The organism is Lysinibacillus sp. JNUCC 51, assembly GCF_015999525.1.
GTDB lineage: Bacteria > Bacillota > Bacilli > Bacillales_A > Planococcaceae > Lysinibacillus > Lysinibacillus xylanilyticus.
Genome location: NZ_CP065545.1, coordinates 156,788 through 173,135, shown reverse-complemented (window position 1 = coordinate 173,135; position 16,348 = coordinate 156,788). Strand labels below are relative to the sequence as shown.

At 33.1% G+C, this 16,348-nt stretch carries 16 protein-coding genes; 9 read left to right on the top strand and 7 right to left on the bottom strand.

All coding sequences use genetic code 11. The features are described from left to right. Nucleotides 1–536: 536 nt before the first annotated feature. Complete coding sequence (locus JNUCC51_RS01050) at nucleotides 537–788, bottom strand: DNA-binding protein (protein ID WP_337990426.1); 252 nt, start codon at nucleotides 786–788, stop codon at nucleotides 537–539. Between the two features lie 426 nt (nucleotides 789–1,214). On the opposite strand from JNUCC51_RS01050, the gene JNUCC51_RS01045 reads away from it, so the two are divergent. Next, nucleotides 1,215–1,409: a hypothetical protein gene (locus JNUCC51_RS01045; RefSeq protein WP_337990425.1), complete on the top strand. Its 195-nt coding sequence runs from the start codon at nucleotides 1,215–1,217 to the stop codon at nucleotides 1,407–1,409. A 104-nt stretch (nucleotides 1,410–1,513) separates the two neighbouring features. Here the strand turns inward: JNUCC51_RS01045 and JNUCC51_RS01040 are convergent, their stop codons facing one another. The 5 genes from JNUCC51_RS01040 to JNUCC51_RS01020 form a co-directional block, all read right to left on the bottom strand. Then, a complete protein-coding gene (locus JNUCC51_RS01040; protein WP_337990424.1) occupies nucleotides 1,514–1,834 on the bottom strand; it encodes a hypothetical protein in 321 nt (106 codons plus the stop codon). Between the two features lie 844 nt (nucleotides 1,835–2,678). Continuing rightward, on the bottom strand, nucleotides 2,679–3,266 hold the full coding sequence (locus JNUCC51_RS01035) for a hypothetical protein (protein ID WP_049665648.1): 588 nt from the start codon (nucleotides 3,264–3,266) through the stop codon (nucleotides 2,679–2,681). 193 nt (nucleotides 3,267–3,459) lie between these two features. Continuing rightward, nucleotides 3,460–3,774, bottom strand: coding sequence for a hypothetical protein (locus JNUCC51_RS01030; protein WP_337990423.1), 315 nt, complete (start codon nucleotides 3,772–3,774; stop codon nucleotides 3,460–3,462). Nucleotides 3,775–3,843: 69 nt separating this feature from the next. Continuing rightward, a complete protein-coding gene (locus tag JNUCC51_RS01025) occupies nucleotides 3,844–4,431 on the bottom strand; it encodes a hypothetical protein (protein ID WP_337990422.1) in 588 nt (195 codons plus the stop codon). Between the two features lie 13 nt (nucleotides 4,432–4,444). Further along, nucleotides 4,445–4,813: an RNase A-like domain-containing protein gene (locus JNUCC51_RS01020; RefSeq protein WP_337990421.1), complete on the bottom strand. Its 369-nt coding sequence runs from the start codon at nucleotides 4,811–4,813 to the stop codon at nucleotides 4,445–4,447. A gap of 1,176 nt (nucleotides 4,814–5,989) precedes the next feature. Between JNUCC51_RS01020 and JNUCC51_RS01015 the strand changes: the two genes are divergently transcribed. The 5 genes from JNUCC51_RS01015 to JNUCC51_RS00995 all read left to right on the top strand — a co-directional run bounded on the left by JNUCC51_RS01015 (nucleotide 5,990) and on the right by JNUCC51_RS00995 (nucleotide 11,142). Beyond that, nucleotides 5,990–6,421, top strand: a complete 432-nt coding sequence (locus JNUCC51_RS01015; protein ID WP_100542094.1) for a BrxA/BrxB family bacilliredoxin — start codon at nucleotides 5,990–5,992, stop codon at nucleotides 6,419–6,421. After that, nucleotides 6,409–7,200 carry a class I SAM-dependent methyltransferase gene (locus JNUCC51_RS01010; RefSeq protein WP_337990420.1) on the top strand — a complete coding sequence of 264 codons (792 nt, stop codon included), beginning with the start codon at nucleotides 6,409–6,411 and terminating at the stop codon, nucleotides 7,198–7,200. The genes JNUCC51_RS01015 and JNUCC51_RS01010 overlap by 13 nt, the downstream gene beginning before the upstream one ends. A 953-nt stretch (nucleotides 7,201–8,153) precedes the next feature. After that, a complete protein-coding gene (locus JNUCC51_RS01005; RefSeq protein ID WP_337990419.1) occupies nucleotides 8,154–8,822 on the top strand; it encodes an AroM family protein in 669 nt (222 codons plus the stop codon). Nucleotides 8,823–9,334: 512 nt separating this feature from the next. Further along, the gene (locus tag JNUCC51_RS01000) at nucleotides 9,335–9,793 is read left to right on the top strand and encodes a DUF3267 domain-containing protein (protein ID WP_337990418.1); all 459 of its coding nucleotides are present in this window, start codon (nucleotides 9,335–9,337) and stop codon (nucleotides 9,791–9,793) included. A gap of 572 nt (nucleotides 9,794–10,365) precedes the next feature. Further along, nucleotides 10,366–11,142 carry a CsxC family protein gene (locus tag JNUCC51_RS00995; RefSeq protein WP_337990417.1) on the top strand — a complete coding sequence of 259 codons (777 nt, stop codon included), beginning with the start codon at nucleotides 10,366–10,368 and terminating at the stop codon, nucleotides 11,140–11,142. Between the two features lie 469 nt (nucleotides 11,143–11,611). Here JNUCC51_RS00995 and JNUCC51_RS00990 read toward each other — a convergent pair whose 3' ends face one another. Further along, nucleotides 11,612–12,400 carry a hypothetical protein gene (locus JNUCC51_RS00990; RefSeq protein ID WP_337990416.1) on the bottom strand — a complete coding sequence of 263 codons (789 nt, stop codon included), beginning with the start codon at nucleotides 12,398–12,400 and terminating at the stop codon, nucleotides 11,612–11,614. 1,179 nt (nucleotides 12,401–13,579) lie between these two features. Here JNUCC51_RS00990 and JNUCC51_RS00985 point away from each other — a divergent pair. From JNUCC51_RS00985 to JNUCC51_RS00975, 3 genes are all read left to right on the top strand, one after another. Continuing rightward, nucleotides 13,580–14,179 carry a YpjP family protein gene (locus JNUCC51_RS00985; protein WP_337990415.1) on the top strand — a complete coding sequence of 200 codons (600 nt, stop codon included), beginning with the start codon at nucleotides 13,580–13,582 and terminating at the stop codon, nucleotides 14,177–14,179. Between the two features lie 554 nt (nucleotides 14,180–14,733). Then, the gene (locus tag JNUCC51_RS00980) at nucleotides 14,734–15,459 is read left to right on the top strand and encodes a peptidoglycan recognition protein family protein (RefSeq protein ID WP_337990414.1); all 726 of its coding nucleotides are present in this window, start codon (nucleotides 14,734–14,736) and stop codon (nucleotides 15,457–15,459) included. Nucleotides 15,460–15,817: 358 nt separating this feature from the next. Beyond that, the gene (locus JNUCC51_RS00975) at nucleotides 15,818–16,309 is read left to right on the top strand and encodes a hypothetical protein (RefSeq protein WP_337990413.1); all 492 of its coding nucleotides are present in this window, start codon (nucleotides 15,818–15,820) and stop codon (nucleotides 16,307–16,309) included. The last annotated feature ends 39 nt before the right edge of the window (nucleotides 16,310–16,348 follow it).

The window sequence follows — 16,348 nt, the reverse complement described above, 5'->3', positions numbered from 1 at the left end:
TTGCTGAAATGGGGGTTCCTTTATAAGAGCTTTTTTTATAGAAAAGTTAGGGAATTGAGAAAGAAATTTGAATACCAAGTAGGATGACAATTACTCTAGAAAACACAGATGAATTATAGGAACGGCTTCAACTTGCCAATGAGCAAGTGAAGCAGTTAGAAGTCACGCTTAGTATGGTTAAACAATTTCAAACAAAGACGAACATTTTAAAAACCTAGCTGTTTAAGAGCACATTCATTATCAGCTTGTTGGGACATTTCCGCCCTATTTTTAAATTTAGTCTTGTTGGCAACATGTGAATCTAACTAATGTTCTGGGATAGATTGAAATCTTCTTGTGTTTCAATTGCGTAGTTTCCATCTGATAAAAACTTATCAAATGGATCGAAAGATGAATGATCTTGCATGAAAAATAAATTGAAAAATTCATCGAAAGAAACTGGCGAAGATTTCGAGGGATAAAAAATTATCATTGCACAACGTAGCACTAATAGCAAAGCCTAGGTAATCAATTATTTTTAGCCTGAGCTTTTTGTATTATTTATCATAGGGCTGATAGTTTGCATAAAACTTCTTAGCTGCTTCTTTTCGTCTTTCAACATCTTCTTTTAAGAATAAACGATCCCGAGTTAATTCCTTAATTGGAATTAACTTTTCACGCTTTACAAGTGAGCTTAAAGCCTGGCGAGATATTTGTAATTCGTCCAATACCTCAGAAGAAGTTAATATTTCAGATTGTACTAACTTAATAAATTCATCTTTAGTATTGTTGGAGTAGTATCGTGTCATTTGATTTCACCACCATTGTAACAGAGTGACCGAAATGTTTTTTCATGCTCCTTTTACCCGAGTATATTAATAACATACCATTAACTATTAAAGTTTAAAAATCAAGTTTTGTTATTAATTGAACGAAACTTGATAAATTCAGACACAACAGCGTCCGTACGTTTTATTTTTAACTTGAACTTGATTTTTTTCGCTATTTTTTGCCTGTTTATAAATTAATCGCAACAAAATCAACTTAATATCCTAATTCTCCAAAGAGGTTTTATCAAAATATGTTCAAAAAGGAACAAAAGTTGATTTACATTATTTTTCCATGGATTCAGTCTTATAGGTAGAAGGGGATAGGGAGGAATATCCTTTTTCTATGCCGTCCTCTACATTAGAAATCTGTACGGGAAAACCATTGTCTGGAGATAAGTATAGCCTTTGCCAATCAACTGCAAAACGCAAGTTCAATTGATTGTGGATGGCAATAAAACAAAACCAACTGAAAAGGATGATGATAAAATGAAATTCACCAACGAGACAACAAAAGCTGCAGTACGTGACTATATTAAACAAGTAGTAGATAAAATGCTTATTTATAAGATACACCTAGGAAAATTGACGCAGGAACATTAACTGGGGAGATTTTGAAGGACTAAAAATCATCATTGCACAACGTAGTAACTAAAAAATAGACCAAGATAGCTTAATTGCCGTCTTGGTCATTTTCTAATTTAAGATTAAAAATCTAGATAACTAACATCATCACTGTCTGGGTCATAATATTGAAAATCTGTTATTCCGTGGTTTACCTGTAAGTATTCTTTTACTATTTCAATATCTTTACCGAAAGTAGGAAATGGAGAGCTTCCGAATCTTATTAAATAGGGCCCATCTTCAGATATAGAAGCGTATAGTATTTCTTTATCATCGTATTGAAATTCGAAATTCCATCCTCTATAACAAATCAAATAAGTTCCATCGTCTCTTAGTCCGCATTTGTCTTCATAAGGTACGAAATTAACATTACATATCTTATTATTTATTAAAAATGAATTCATGTTGCCTTACTCCTTTATAATTTTTATTTTCATATTGCATTTTAATGGAAAATTTTCGATTAAGTACATAGTAATTTTTATACATAGATTAACCGACGTATACGGAACGTGTGTACGGTGGTGTGAGAGTCCGGCTAGCCCCCTACCCGATATTATGATAATTTCACCATAACTCCTTGAATAAAGGAATCTCTATATTCAGAGTCAAAAATATAAACACCTTTTTCATGAGCTTCGGTGATCAATAACTGCATCTTCTATCAGATCCCAGCCAATACCCTGGTAAAAATATGCTTCTATAAAGTACTTTATTTCTTCTATAACTATCATATTTAGCGACTCCTTTTAGCTAGTATTCAATTAATTTTTTGAGGATTAATCATCGAATTGCGGAAGGCAAAAAGCCAAATCAAAGACAGGCGGAGATTTCGAAGGACTAAAAATTACCATTGCACAACGAAGTAACTAAAATGTAAAGACCAAGATAGCTTAAATGCCGTCTTGGTCATTTTCTAATTTAAGATTAAAAATTTACATAACTAGCTTCATCACTGTCTGAGTCATAATATAGAAAATCTCTTATTCCGTGTTTTTCCTGTAAGTATTCTTTTACTATTTCTATATCTTTACCGAAAGTAGGAAATGGAGAGCTTCTGAAATATATTAAATAGGGTCCATCTTCAGGTATAGAAGCGTATAGTAATTCTTTATCATCGTAGTGAAAATCAAGATTCCATCCTCTGTAACAAATTATATAAGTTCCATTTCCGCATTTGTCTTCATAAGAAACGAAGTTAACATTCAATGGTAGTAAGAGGGGGAGGCGTGCCTCCTACTCATTAAATTATGACAAACTCTCCATAACTTCTTGAATAAAAGAATCTCTATATTCAGAGTCAAAAATATAAACACCTTTTTCATGAGAAATTTGAAGTATCTCTTCAATCTTTGATTTATCATTCTCTTTAAAGGCTTGTTCTACATATTCCAAATCTTGCTTGAAATGTTGAATAAATGTATCCCCTTCTTTTTGGATATATGAGGAAAAAAATGGATAAGATAATGATGTATCTGTTGGGATTATTATCGTTTCAATCATATATTTTAAACTTTTTAATGGAATATAAGAAATTTCTTTTTTTAATTCGAATTTTTCGATAAGAGGTAAAATTGCATTCACAAATCTTTGCATACCCTCGATAGCACTTACTTTTGTACCTTCAAAATCATTGCTCACAATAATTTTATTTACTATTTCAAATTGATTTTGATCTAACAAATTTTTTATATATAAAATTTCTTCTTTGAATTTAGTTCGTTCCTCTTTACTTATGCTTCGGTGATCAATAACTGCATCTTCTATCAGATCCCAGCCAATACCCTGGTAAAAATATGCTTCTATAAAGTACTTTATTTCTTCTATAACTATCATATTTAGCGACTCCTTTTAGCTAGTATTCAATTAATTTTTTGAGGATTAATCATCGAATTGCGGAAGGCAAAAAGCCAAATCAAAGACATGCGGAGTTTTCGAAGGACTAAAAATTATCATTGCACAACGTAGTAACTAAAATGTAAAGACCAAGATAGCTTAATTGCCGTCTTGGTCATTTTTTAATCCATGGTTAAAATTTTACATAACCCTCATCGCTGTCTATGTCAAGAAAATAAAATTCCTGAATCCCATGTTCTTCCTGAAAATATTTCTTTATCATTTCTATATCTTCTCCAAAAAAAGGGTAGGGACTAGAAAAAAAAGAGATTTTATATTTTGAGAATTCATATATTTTTCCTTCAAATATTTCATCGTTAAACTGAATATCAATATAGTGACCAATGTAGGTCATGTCATATGTTCCATCTTCATTTAGCCCACATTTGTCTTCAAATGGGATAAACTTAATTTTATAAGTTCTTTCATTTGTAGTTAGTGTTTCCATGTTACGTTAACTCCTTGTTACTCGAATAAAAAAACCTTCTCAGTTTTTAATTGGTTGAATTAATAATTATTAAGATAATCCTTCAAACATTTCTTGAATAAAGGAATCTCTGTATTCAGATTCTAAAATATAGACTCCTTTGTCATTGGCTATTTTCAGTAATTCTTTCTTTTTAGTTTCATCATTCTCGCTAAATGTTTTTTCTACATATTGCAAATCCTGCTTGAAATGTTGAATAAATGTATCTCCTTCTCTTTGAATATCAATAGCAATAAAATCAAAAGATAAAAATGTTTTCGTTGGAATAAAAATTGTATCAAATATATAATATAGAGCTTTCATAGGAACATAAGAAATGTCTTCTTTATATTCATATTTCTCGATGATAGGTAAAATTTCATTCACTAGTCTTTGTATTTCATCAACATCACATACTTGAGTATATTCTAATTCATAGACATTAATAATATCTTGTATTTTATCATACTGTTTTTGAGCTAACAGTTGTTTAAAATATAGAATTTCTTCTTTGAATTTGAACCGATCTTTTCTAGATACTTTCCTAAAATCGATAACTGCATCTTCAAGTTGTTCCCACTCAATCATTGGGTAAAAATGAGCTTGTAAAAAATACTTAGTTTCACCAAAGTTTTCCATTTAGATAACTCCCTTATTCATTGTATTCTATTAATGGCGCCGTGAAGATTATGTAAAATCCTTCTTCTGAAAATCCTGATTTCTCTAGAATAATGTAACTTTTTGTTAGATCTGTATACTCTTGTTTTGTGCGTTGTGAAATGCCATAGCCAATAGGATATTGATGGCTAGATTCTAATCTAATGCGTCTACGTGAAACACTGGAGTCTTCCCATAACCATTCAGCAATTTCTTCACTATGCATATTCAATATTTCATTGACAATTTCAATCGCCATATCTCTGTTATAAAAGCAAGTAATATCGTTAAATGAAATTCTTATTTTTCTTTCAATTTCTTCTTTTGGTAAATCAAAGAACATTATTTCTCTATTTGACATCATTCTTTCGACTCCTTTAAAACGTATAAAACTAAGTTAATAAATAATAAACAAAACTTCCAGTTCCTGCAATATCCAAATATTTATTATTTGAAGATTTAGCCACAAATAGTTGTCTTGATTCGTCTGAGATTTCTATTGTATCTAACGATGCTATCCTCACACCGTCCATGCTATCGTAAGCATTGTGATTTGCTTAGTACATTTAGACGAATTACTAGTGTTTGATTTTGATTTTGATTTTTTTTCTAAGGCAATGTCCCTCATAACTTTTATGACTTTATTTGTGTCAATCGCATATAAACTAATATTTTTACTAGGACCGGGAATACTTCGAACCATAAATAGAACAACCTATAATTTATTCTTTGCAATTTTTTCGAGAATTTAGTATATGTTACCAAGTTTGGATTTGCAATTTATTTTTGAGTGTATAATTTTGTATATTAAGCAAATTTATTCGCTTTTAAGCACAAATATCAAGTAATAGCAATACAGAAACTATTGTGAAAATATATAATTATATGACAAGTGTAAGTGCTTTTGGATATAGTGTTAGAAATAAATACGGGGTCTAATGGTGTAAAAGACTTTGTTAAATTTCGTGACAAAGGGGTTATTACTGGTTAAGGGATAAGTCGCTAGTGCATTTATCCAAAGGCATTTAAAGTTAGATCTAAACTTCCAAAACCGAAAAACATTATTATGCAAATATGCAACATCAACAAACGGGATGAATTAAAGCTAATGTAAAAAGGAAACTTCAATCTATACAAAATATAACAGGCGATTAAATGTCTTTAATTCTTGCGAATGCATCCAACTCAATTGCAAAGGGAAACACCTGTTTAAAGTTGTGTTAAAAAGTACAGAAGAAAGTAAAGTTATATTTGCTACTATTTAATTAGAAGTATTATCTTTTTTATTTTGTTCCACTTCATTTTAGTTTTAGAAGAGCCACAACCTTCCAAACAAAGTGTTATTTTAAGGGCAAGCACTGACACTATGATGAAACTGTCAATTTTTGAAGTTATTTACTAAAATAAAAAGCAACCAAAGCAACAAAAAGCAACCAAAATTCCGAAAGCAAGTGAATAACCGTGAAATCGAATCATTATACAATGACATAAAACCTTGCTATAATAACCTTTGCGAATACATATGAAAGAGGGTAAAAGCATGAACGCTTACGATGAATATATGAAACAGGTAGTGAAGCCGATGCGCGAGGAGTTAGTGGAGGCTGGATTTACGGAGCTTACGACAGCTGATTCGGTGAATGAGTTTATGGCGGAGGCGAAGGGGACTTCGTTGGTTGTGATTAACTCGGTTTGTGGTTGTGCGGCTGGGTTGGCACGTCCGGCTGCTCGTGAGGCAGTGGAGGCAGTTAAGCCTGACAATCTTGTGACTGTTTTTGCGGGTCAAGATCCTGAAGCGACAGCTGCAATGCGTGGCTTTTTTGAGGATGTGCCACCAAGTTCACCATCGATGGCGATTTTAAAGGATGGGGAATTGGCATACTTTATTCCACGAGAACAAATTGAAGGATTCCCTGTGGAGCAAATTGTTACACATTTAACAGGTGTTTTAGAGCAAACATGCGAGAAGTAAAGACTATTGTTACGACAGCGGGCAGACCAGACGATTTATCGTTGGCGCTCGCTGCTTTTGCGTGTGAACAATTAGATGCATCGTTTGAACCAAGAAAAAAGCGTTCTGTTCGGAAGATTTCACAGGAACTACATGCACATGTAATCGTTGCTGGGAAGAATCGTTTTGAGTATTATGCTTTTGGTACCAATGAGCCGTTTTTCTTCCATCCAAATTCAGCAGCGTTTCGCTTAAAGCGTGTTGCTCGTGGGGAAGCGGAGCCGTTTTTAGAAGCGGCACAGCTTGAAAAAGGAGATTCAGTCCTTGATTGTACATTGGGACTTGCTGCAGATGCTATGCTGGCGGCTTATACAGTTGGCGAAGCGGGTCAAGTCGTAGGGATCGAAGCAAATCCGAATGTTGCCTTTATTGTAGGGCAGGGTATGCAATCCTACGATACGACAGAGCTACCGCTAACTGCATGTATGCGCCATATTAAAGTGGTGCAGGCTGAGGCGGTTAGCTATTTGAAAACTCTGCCTGACAATACGTTCGATATTGTGTACATGGATCCGATGTTTGAAGAGATTATTGAAGAAGCCAATAATTTTGAAGCATTGCGCTTAGCTGGGGAGCATATGACATTAACGGATGAATGGGTAAGTGAGGCAAAACGAGTGGCAAAAAAACGCGTAGTGTTAAAGGCTCATTTTCGCTCAGAATGGTTTGCCAAATATCAATTTACACAATTAACAAGAACAACTGCGAAGTTTCATTATGGTGTTCTGGAGATTGACTGAAGTAAATATTGAGTGTTTTCCGGAGGCTTGTTCATTTGAACTTGCCCCTTTTTTAAACTAAAATTCCAAATGTGGTAATATGAAACACGGTGTAACTTAAAATAAAATGTTTACTTTTTAAATTCTTTGTAGTATAATATGAATCGTGCTATTTTAGGTGGCATATTTACGTAATCTGGAATTCTGCTTTTTGTTTTTGAAGATACTTATTCACACTGGCGCATGCTTTGGGGCTGCAAGGACGCAAAAGAAGGTTGGGTTTGCGTTGCTTAAGTTAGAAAGCACACAGTGGAATTTTACCGCGGTGATGAAACTAATGTTTCAATATAATATTTATTCCCCAGATGATTGGGTTGAGACTTTACAATTTACGGAAATGTTACCTATTAAATACTAAAGGGGTGGCTTCGCAAAAGCGAGGCTGCCCCTTGTCCAATTTTTGGAAAAAAGTCAAGCGAAGAAAAATACCATCTTTAAAAGATATATAGAAGAGCTTCTGACAGTAGACCGACTTTGTCTACTTTTTTTATGTAAATAATTTCTGATTAGCGAATTTGGAGTAGTTCTTTTTATCTATTTTATTAAATGAATATTTCAATATATTTGAACTTATGTAACAATGTTAATTATTATTTCAACTTAAAAATACCTAAATTGACTTTGCCATTGGGTCATGGTCGTTGGTAACACGTTAAAATCATGTTCAAAAGCAGTGTCGTATCCTATACTTTTAGATACTAGTAAGTGACATGTTTAATATCGTAATAGATTAAAGTTGTCCTTTTTAAATCTTTTATTTCTGAATATTCTACTTTTTGGTAAGTATATGATACTGCTTAAAAGCTGTCGAGCTAAAATATAAAGGAAAAGTTGTGGGGGAATAATTATGACGTTAAAGCAGACATTTTTGATTTTAGATGAATTGAATCATCCAAGAGTAGGGGTGATTATGAATGAATAAAATCGGTTTATTGACTATCGGACAGTCGCCTCGTTCAGACATTACACCAACATTTGAAGAAATTTTTGATAAAGATGATAAAGATATAGAAATTGTGGAAAGAGGAGCATTGGACTCCTTAAACGAAGCACAATTATTATCAGTTATTGCGAGAAAAGAAAAGAACATATGTGTTTCACGATTACATGATGGCAGATCGATAATAATGTCTAGAAGAAAACTGCTTCCAATATTACAAAATGAATTATCAAAGTTGCAACAAGAAGTTGATATGGTCATCGTACTATGCACAGAAGATTGGCCGACTTTAAAAAGTGAAAAGCCCGTTTTTTATCCAAATAGAATAGTAACACAAGCTATTAGTGCGATGAAGGATCATCCGAAGATAGGTTTAATTATCCCGCTAGAGGAACAAAGGAGAGGTGTGCTGAAAAAGTGGGAATGTGTTTCTGAGGATATTACAGTCGCTGTTGCCTCACCTTATGATTACGGCAACTTTGAAGAAGCAGCTCGATATCTTAAAGATTACCGAGTGGATATAATTATTTTAGATTGTATGGGATACAATGAAGAGCATAGGCAGTTTGTTAGAAAAGAGAGTGGTATATTAACAATTTTGCCGCGTACTTTAGTAGCAAGAATCGTACTTGAATGCTTATAAATTAAAGAAAATGAAAAGTGCTCCCAGACTGTAGATTCTAATCATAGATTTAATCTGCAGTCTTTGTCGTTTTATCGAAATCATCTGCTTTTTCCTATACCGTTCGTCAAAAGGATATAGAATTAGTCATAATAAATTAGAAAAGCCAGCAAGCCGCGGACTTTCTTGTATAAATAATGCATTAATTCGTGGAATCTTAACAATCACGCTTAAGAATTATATGACACAGTAAATGAAAGCGAGTCAGAAGTACAAGGTCTAGCTGAGAGCAAAAGTGTGCAGCACAATTCTGAGCCAAGAAGTAATTATTTGAATATTTCGGATATTTTACGAAATTTTATGTTAAAATGGATATAGTGAATTTTGTGAAGTTTTACATCAATGTTAGTGGATTAATTGATGAGGGAGGGATACCGCCTATGATAATTTGGTTTCGACACTTGCCACCGAAAAGCATGGATTTGTCAAAATGGTCTCCTTTCATATAGAATAATTGGTACAGAAAACATTATATGAAGTTTGTATATCTACTTCAGATTATCATTTTTCTAATACCCAATTTCTTTGGAACGGGATACACTCATTTAAATATATTTACTCTCATAATAATGAGTATTTTTGTTTTCATCGTTCATGAATGTTTACATATTGTTGTCATTAACAAAAAAGGAGATATTAGCTTAACATTTAGCGGAATATTTTTTTGGCTAAATACAAATGCAATACTATCCAAAACGAGATTTTTGGTCTTTATGAGCTTGCCTTTTATTGTATTATCGCTAGTCCCTGGCATTATGTCGTTCTATGTATCAGGAAATATCAAATCAATCATATTATTTGTAAGTTGGATAAACACATTGATTTCCGCCTCAGATATCATTAATGCATTCTTAATTGCAATTAAACCGAACAACTCATTTTTTTGCAGAGGCTATTACTCAAATAAGTTTAAACTAAAGGTGTCGGTTTAACTTTAAACCCCAAAACCAGAATGGATCTCTCCATTCTGGTTTTTTCTTTATGCAGCCAAACTATCACGATAGGTGAATGGACTACATCCTAGATACTTTTATTCATTCGTTATTGTAGTAGTAGGTCTATTTATCAATCGCTTGTTTTATTTCTTCAAAACTAGTATAGACAATTCCATGATACTTCTCTTGTTTTGTATGCCAAAGAAGGTTTACATTGGCGATTGCCTAAGCAGTTTCAATTTACTATCAATTCAGGAAAATGTGGGACATGGAGAAGTATCGTCTTTAAACAAATGGTTTATTATTTACTATTTGCGAGATCGTTGGAGGATACTCAAGAAAAGAACTATTATATTCTTGAAATTCTCTAGTCTAAAAAGGTACCTAAACAATTAAAACCAGGTGCTCAAAATGGTTAGTTTCTAGCATTTTGATGCTCATTCTTATTTTTTAGTTCAAAAATTCCTTTTTATAAAACTAGTATACACGTCCATACATAGATTTAATCGCTACATATTCTAACGTTATAGAGAGCGCTCTCTAATAAAAAAATGAAAAGAGGGAATTTTTTGGGTGGTCAATGTGAAAATCAAAATCAAAATCCAATACCTTGTCCAGTAACATCAACTGAACAAATACCATTCAATAGTGAGGCTACTCCACTAGCCGCTACACCGGTTACAGCTCCAACAATCAAAATTCCAGTTGTACTTGCAGAACCAACACTTCAAATAGTTGTAGAGTCAGATATTACACTTAATCCTGCAGCAACTGAAATCAAAAGAGTAAAGAAAAATGTATTCCTAAATCAAGTTAAACTAGTACCAGTTCGGTTTGCACGTATTGACAACACTGACTTTTTTACGGTAACAAGAGCTAAATTATTTGTAGCAGGACATATTCGCAAAAATATAGAATATGCTTCAGCGGCATGTAATGGGGCACTTCAAGATAGAATTGCTGATATTCCGTTTTCTGGTTTTACAGATCTAACTTTCCCACAAACACCAGGAGGACCTACTCCAATATTTGGAATTTCTGAGTTTGCCGAAGCGAACTTCCTTAATGAAAGAACTCAAATGGATGCTAGATTAGATAAAGTTTTCTTCCAAAATCTCGTTAAATACAATGAACAACCATTTGGCGAGTTAGTCGCTGCAAACTTCTTTGAACTTGATTTTTCACCGGTTATGGCATCGCCTGAAAGAACTTTCTGCACATTGCGTGAAAAAATCGTGCTTGAATTAACTGTAAAAGTACTGCAAGTTCAACAAGTTCGCCTTGGAGCTGGTACTACTGTAGTAACTCCGGTTCTTTTCGGCCTTACTCCTCCTACTAGCCCTTGATAATCTCAAGTTTTTAGAGGAGCAGAACAAATAAATAAGGCAGTTCACCGCAACAATATGTAATCGTAAAAATAGCCCTGTAATATTTTATGGGCACTATTATTAATCTAATATTGAATTGGCAGTTGAAAGATCGGTTGAATCTGATTTTCAACTGCCTTTTGCTTATAGATCAGAAAACAAAAAAGATTGAAGCGGATTAGCCTCAATCTTCTTTACATATGCTTCGTCGTACTTTCAACTATTATTAAAAATACTGACATTATTGGGTGTCGCGGGATATGGATGTATCTTATCCATTTATTATTTTGTTTCAAATAGAGAAATTAATAAATTAAATGCATATTTAAGTACATTTAGATATGTAGAAGTGAACAAGTAATACATAATAGTCGCACTCACTATGAGTTGCGGATGATTTTTCATTAATTGAAAATAAACAAATTAAAAGCACCCATTAAGGTGCTCATTAGTAATCGAATTTTTTAAAATCATCTAAATATTTTCTCCAACCAAAATCAGTTATTTTGAAATCATTATACTTTAATTGAGTATATTCTCGAAGATATTTATTTCTTTCCAATTCATTATAAGCAGAATCCATGTTAGTACCAATATTTTCGTAATAATCTTCTGGTCTGTCAACCCAAACGTGTTTAGTACTAATTGGTTCATAATTCGTCCAACTCATATTTGTTTCTATTCTCAAATCCATTTTCAGATTTGGATAAAGATACCAGCTATTGTAGTCTTGCCCCAATATTTTTTTGTTTGGCAGTTTTTCTATTACATCTTTAGCCATTGTTTCAATAAAATCATTAAGTTGTTTTCTAGCTTTAGCGACATCCTCTTTGGCTGTATCTTGATGCTTAATCGATTTTAAGTGGTCTCTCATTGCATATTCGAAAGACAATTTATAAGGTGTAAGAGACATATCGAAGTCAATAAAAAAATCATATGGTCTATTTAAATCATCGTTTTCAGAAACAGTATAATTAAAGTTTACTGTAACAATGTCAGTTTTTAATTCTGGATATTTTTTGTCTAAATAAGTTTTTAACTGATTAGCTGATTCAATTTTAGTATCAACCTCTTTAGCTTTACCGTTTGTATGCGGCTTCTTTAAAGCAACCATGTCTGTGCTTGAGTTCACTTTGTTTTCCATTTCTTCTGCTTGTACAGTCTCATTGTAGGCTGGAGTAAATAACATCGATAAAAAAATGCTACTAGCAGCCAATGATAATGATAGTTTTTTCATTTACTAACCTCCTATTTAGTTAGATTATACCATATAATAAAATGAATAAAAAGTAATGAATTATTTTCCATTAAACTATAAGTACTTTTGCTTTTAATAACAACAAAAGATCACTTCTAATGAGTGGTCTAATTTTTTATTAATCATTATTGGTTGATATTCACATATGAAACGTAAAATAACATTTAAAAGGGGTAATCTTTCATGAATGAACTGTTAGAAGTAGCTAAAAGACTTAAATGCAATAGAAATAAGGTTTATCATTCTTATTAAAAGAGGCCAACCCGTCGAATGAAAATATCAACTATTGAACAGGATGATTTTTTAGTTATAAACGCTGGTAAGGATTTAACATACCCCTTTAACGTTAAAAATTTATGATTCATAACTTCCACAGGTTAATTATATTCAAACACTCTAGCTACACGATTAGCCGAGAGTGTTTCTTCATTTTATCCAGCTTAATATTTGGCAATGAAAAAAATAAAAAGGAGATAGATGTGGATGGTTTTAAGGATTTTGAAATAACAGAGGAAAAAGTTCGAAAGCTATTACCTATTGTTGAGAAAATTTGGTCTAGGAAATACGGAGTTGATTTGAAATTGAAAAGTTTAACAATTAATAGTAATATATACACTTGCAGCGGCAGGTGTTTTTTCATGTGGAAGGTAAAATAAAAGGACTGAGGAATTAATCCCAATCCTAATTTCTCATCCCTATAAACATGCCCACCAAAGCGGTAATAATTAGCCCCGATTTAATGTTATTTAAAGTGTTTATATGCATTGTTGATAAAAAGTAAAAAGCCTACAGAATATTGATGTAGTAGGCTTTGTGGGAATTAATGATTGCTCTTTGCAAAGTAATTTTATTAGTCCGTGAAGCATAAAGATGATAAGTAACCTAACATTAATAAAAGACCAATACCCATTGCGATTTCCATGTTTTGTACCTCCTTTTAAAAAACGACACATTTATCACGCATTCTGCCAGTAAATGCCCGATTAGTTTGGGGCGACAGGACGATAGTCATACAAGCGTTTTCACAGGATGTGAAGTTTTTACTTTATACATAAATATTGTACAATGAATTATAGAAATATGAAACCTTTTAAAGGCTAAAGCGTATATATTAGTAATAGAATTACCAATTTGTACATAAAGAGAAGGTGTTAATTAATGAAGAAATGGGTTCAAAAAAGTATCGTCATTATGGTTGCGTTTTTAACATTTGGATTAATTACGCCAACACATGAAATATGGGAAGCATTTGATCAAACTCCATCAAATCGCGCTTCTATCGGACCGTCAGCTGGGACAAGTACTGCAGAAGCGGCTGCTCTTCCGATAGAACAAACAGAAATACAAGAAGATCCGGTTGACTACAGTGCATTGCTCGTTGATGCGGCGAAAGAGCAATCCTACATAAAATTCGGCACAAAAATCGGCCCGAAAATAAGCAATGAGTTTGACTCCATTATCTTCCCGAAAATGGAGGAAGCTATTGCGATGACAGTAGCAGGCTTAGACGATACGTCATTAGCATCGTTAACAATTTCCGAAAAGCCAAGTGGTAACTATGGCGAAAAAATTTTCAATATTACTAACAATGAATCAGGCAAGGATTTAATTCGCTTCCATGTCCGTACAGAAAAAAGACCACAGGATGGCTATTATTACAACTTCCACTACCACAGTGCCGAGGACGACTTTATGGCACACAATAATTTAGGGGATATTTATTGGGAGAAAAACACACCTCCGAAGTGGTTATCCTAAAAATCACGAAACACTCGCTTAAAATGCGAGTGTTTTTTTGTTTGAAATCAATGATATATATCTATATTAATACTGATTTGTTGACTTATTACACGTTTTCTAGGTAGAGGAGGGGGGATAAAATCAATTGCCCCATATTCATCGTTCATGCTACCAATATCCTGTAATCGATGAAGAAACAAATACAGAAAATTAAGAAGAAACGTAGACAAAAGCTAAGAGTTTTTTTTTATTTCTCCGTAGATATGTAAGGAGAGCTCTTATATTTTTGTGGAAGTAGGTGATCTATGAAGTATTGATCTATCATTACTTTTTGGTGCTATTGAAACTATTTTAGACGTATTTGGTGCAATTTATTGGCAGCATTTGCGCTATTGCTACCATTAGTTCAACAGATTTACCCTTTATTCGGCTACAACACAACAATTTATAATAAACAAATAACAGAGTAATTTACACTGCACTTGCTTTCGTAGTGGTGGTTAACCCGACAATGTTAGGCACTAATGATAGCAAACAAGCGATATAATATGACAAACAAAGGGTGATGTGAAATGACTTATACTATTGAACAACGTTTAATGTCAGGTTTACCGAATATGGCATTAACGGCAATAAAATATGTAATTGCCCATGAATCAAGTAACGAGAACAATTTCGGCCCTGATGCGTTAGAAAATGAAATAAAATATATGAATCTTAATAAAGCAAATGCATTTACATCTCATTGGGTAGGTGGTGGAGGTCGCATTGTACAAGTCGCACCAGTCAATATAGTGCAATACGGTTGTGGCCCTAAAGGAAATCCACTTAGCTATGCTCAAGTAGAGCTGGCGCGTACAGATAATAAAGAGCAGTTTAAAAAAGATTATGCATCGTATATTTGGATTTTACGAAAACTTGCTAAAGATGCTGGCATCCCTGTTGTATTAGATAGTAATGGTAATGGCATCAAGTCACACCGTTGGATTACTGATAATTTAGGCGGTACAACACATAGAGATCCGTATTCTTATTTATTGAGTATGGGCATTTCAGAAGCTCAATTTAAGCAAGATATTCTAAATGGAATAAATGAACAAACACCACAAACAGAACAGGATGATGATATTATGAAATTTACTAATGATGCCCCAAAGGCTGCAGTACGTGAATATCTTAAACAATCAGTAGATAAAAAGTTGATTGATAAATCGTGGTTAGATAAATTCGACAATGGGACTATGACAAGCGGTGATTTCGAAGGACTAAAAATTATCATTGCACAGCGCAGCAGTTAATATCAAAGTCCAGGTACTCAATTAATTTTGAGCCTGGACTTTTTTTATTTCGCGACTAAGCCTCTTAATTGTTTAACGAGAAAATTTAATTTGAAATCAGGAACAATTCGAAATCCTATTAGTCATGAAACACTCGTTTAAAATACGAGTATTTATTGTATTGAAAAATAAGTGTTAATTTTTTGTAATTGAATACCATTCTAATAAGAGCTGGAACTCCATCTTTTTCAATAGTTTTGTTTATATGAATTATGTTGTTTTCAATAAAGTGGAATTCTTTCTACAACCGTCTATACAATCATTTTTTTATTTTAATAAGATATACAGAAAGTAATATTTTTTATTAGGAGGTGAATCTTTGTCAAATCAAACATCAACGTCTCAAACTAGAAAGTATACGATTACTACAGGACCATTTCTTGTTCCATTGGATGCTGCAATTGGACAGCCTAATAATAGACTTGTGATTGTAATTAAAAACCCTACAAGCAAACCACTAGAAGCAAATGTTGTGATTGAATATTGCCCTTCTTTACAGCTTTCAACAGAAGGGGTAACACTTCCTTTTATAACTAATGAGAATGAAAGACCTTTTCTTGAAGGCCTTCCTTTAACTGTTATACCTCCTAAGAGTTGTACTCGATTGGAATTTGATATCAGTGCTATTGTAAATGGAATCCTGCATGTAAAATCTACAGGCGATTATTTAGTAGGAGAACGCCCATTACGTGGAAAACTTGAAATCGAAGTGGTTGGGGGATCAGGGCTTTCTAGTCCAACGAATCCAGGCCTTGCTGTTGCTGATCCTTCTATGGTATTCCATTACGGTGATATGAAGGTTATCCTTTAACTTTTGTTCTAATGTTTTGCGTTGTCATCATTGCATCGT

Excerpts from the sequence above, each read along its gene's own strand:
- JNUCC51_RS01040 (WP_337990424.1), bottom strand. The coding sequence starts at position 1,834 with ATGAATTCATTTTTAATAAATAATAAGATATGTAATGTTAATTTCGTA.
- JNUCC51_RS01025 (WP_337990422.1), bottom strand. The coding sequence starts at position 4,431 with ATGGAAAACTTTGGTGAAACTAAGTATTTTTTACAAGCTCATTTTTAC.
- JNUCC51_RS01005 (WP_337990419.1), top strand. The coding sequence starts at position 8,154 with ATGAATAAAATCGGTTTATTGACTATCGGACAGTCGCCTCGTTCAGAC.
- JNUCC51_RS01035 (WP_049665648.1), bottom strand. The coding sequence starts at position 3,266 with ATGATAGTTATAGAAGAAATAAAGTACTTTATAGAAGCATATTTTTAC.
- JNUCC51_RS01000 (WP_337990418.1), top strand. The coding sequence starts at position 9,335 with ATGAAGTTTGTATATCTACTTCAGATTATCATTTTTCTAATACCCAAT.
- JNUCC51_RS01030 (WP_337990423.1), bottom strand. The coding sequence starts at position 3,774 with ATGGAAACACTAACTACAAATGAAAGAACTTATAAAATTAAGTTTATC.
- JNUCC51_RS00980 (WP_337990414.1), top strand. The coding sequence starts at position 14,734 with ATGACTTATACTATTGAACAACGTTTAATGTCAGGTTTACCGAATATG.
- JNUCC51_RS01015 (WP_100542094.1), top strand. The coding sequence starts at position 5,990 with ATGAACGCTTACGATGAATATATGAAACAGGTAGTGAAGCCGATGCGC.
- JNUCC51_RS00985 (WP_337990415.1), top strand. The coding sequence starts at position 13,580 with ATGAAGAAATGGGTTCAAAAAAGTATCGTCATTATGGTTGCGTTTTTA.
- JNUCC51_RS01020 (WP_337990421.1), bottom strand. The coding sequence starts at position 4,813 with ATGATGTCAAATAGAGAAATAATGTTCTTTGATTTACCAAAAGAAGAA.
- JNUCC51_RS01050 (WP_337990426.1), bottom strand. The coding sequence starts at position 788 with ATGACACGATACTACTCCAACAATACTAAAGATGAATTTATTAAGTTA.
- JNUCC51_RS00990 (WP_337990416.1), bottom strand. The coding sequence starts at position 12,400 with ATGAAAAAACTATCATTATCATTGGCTGCTAGTAGCATTTTTTTATCG.
- JNUCC51_RS01010 (WP_337990420.1), top strand. The coding sequence starts at position 6,409 with ATGCGAGAAGTAAAGACTATTGTTACGACAGCGGGCAGACCAGACGAT.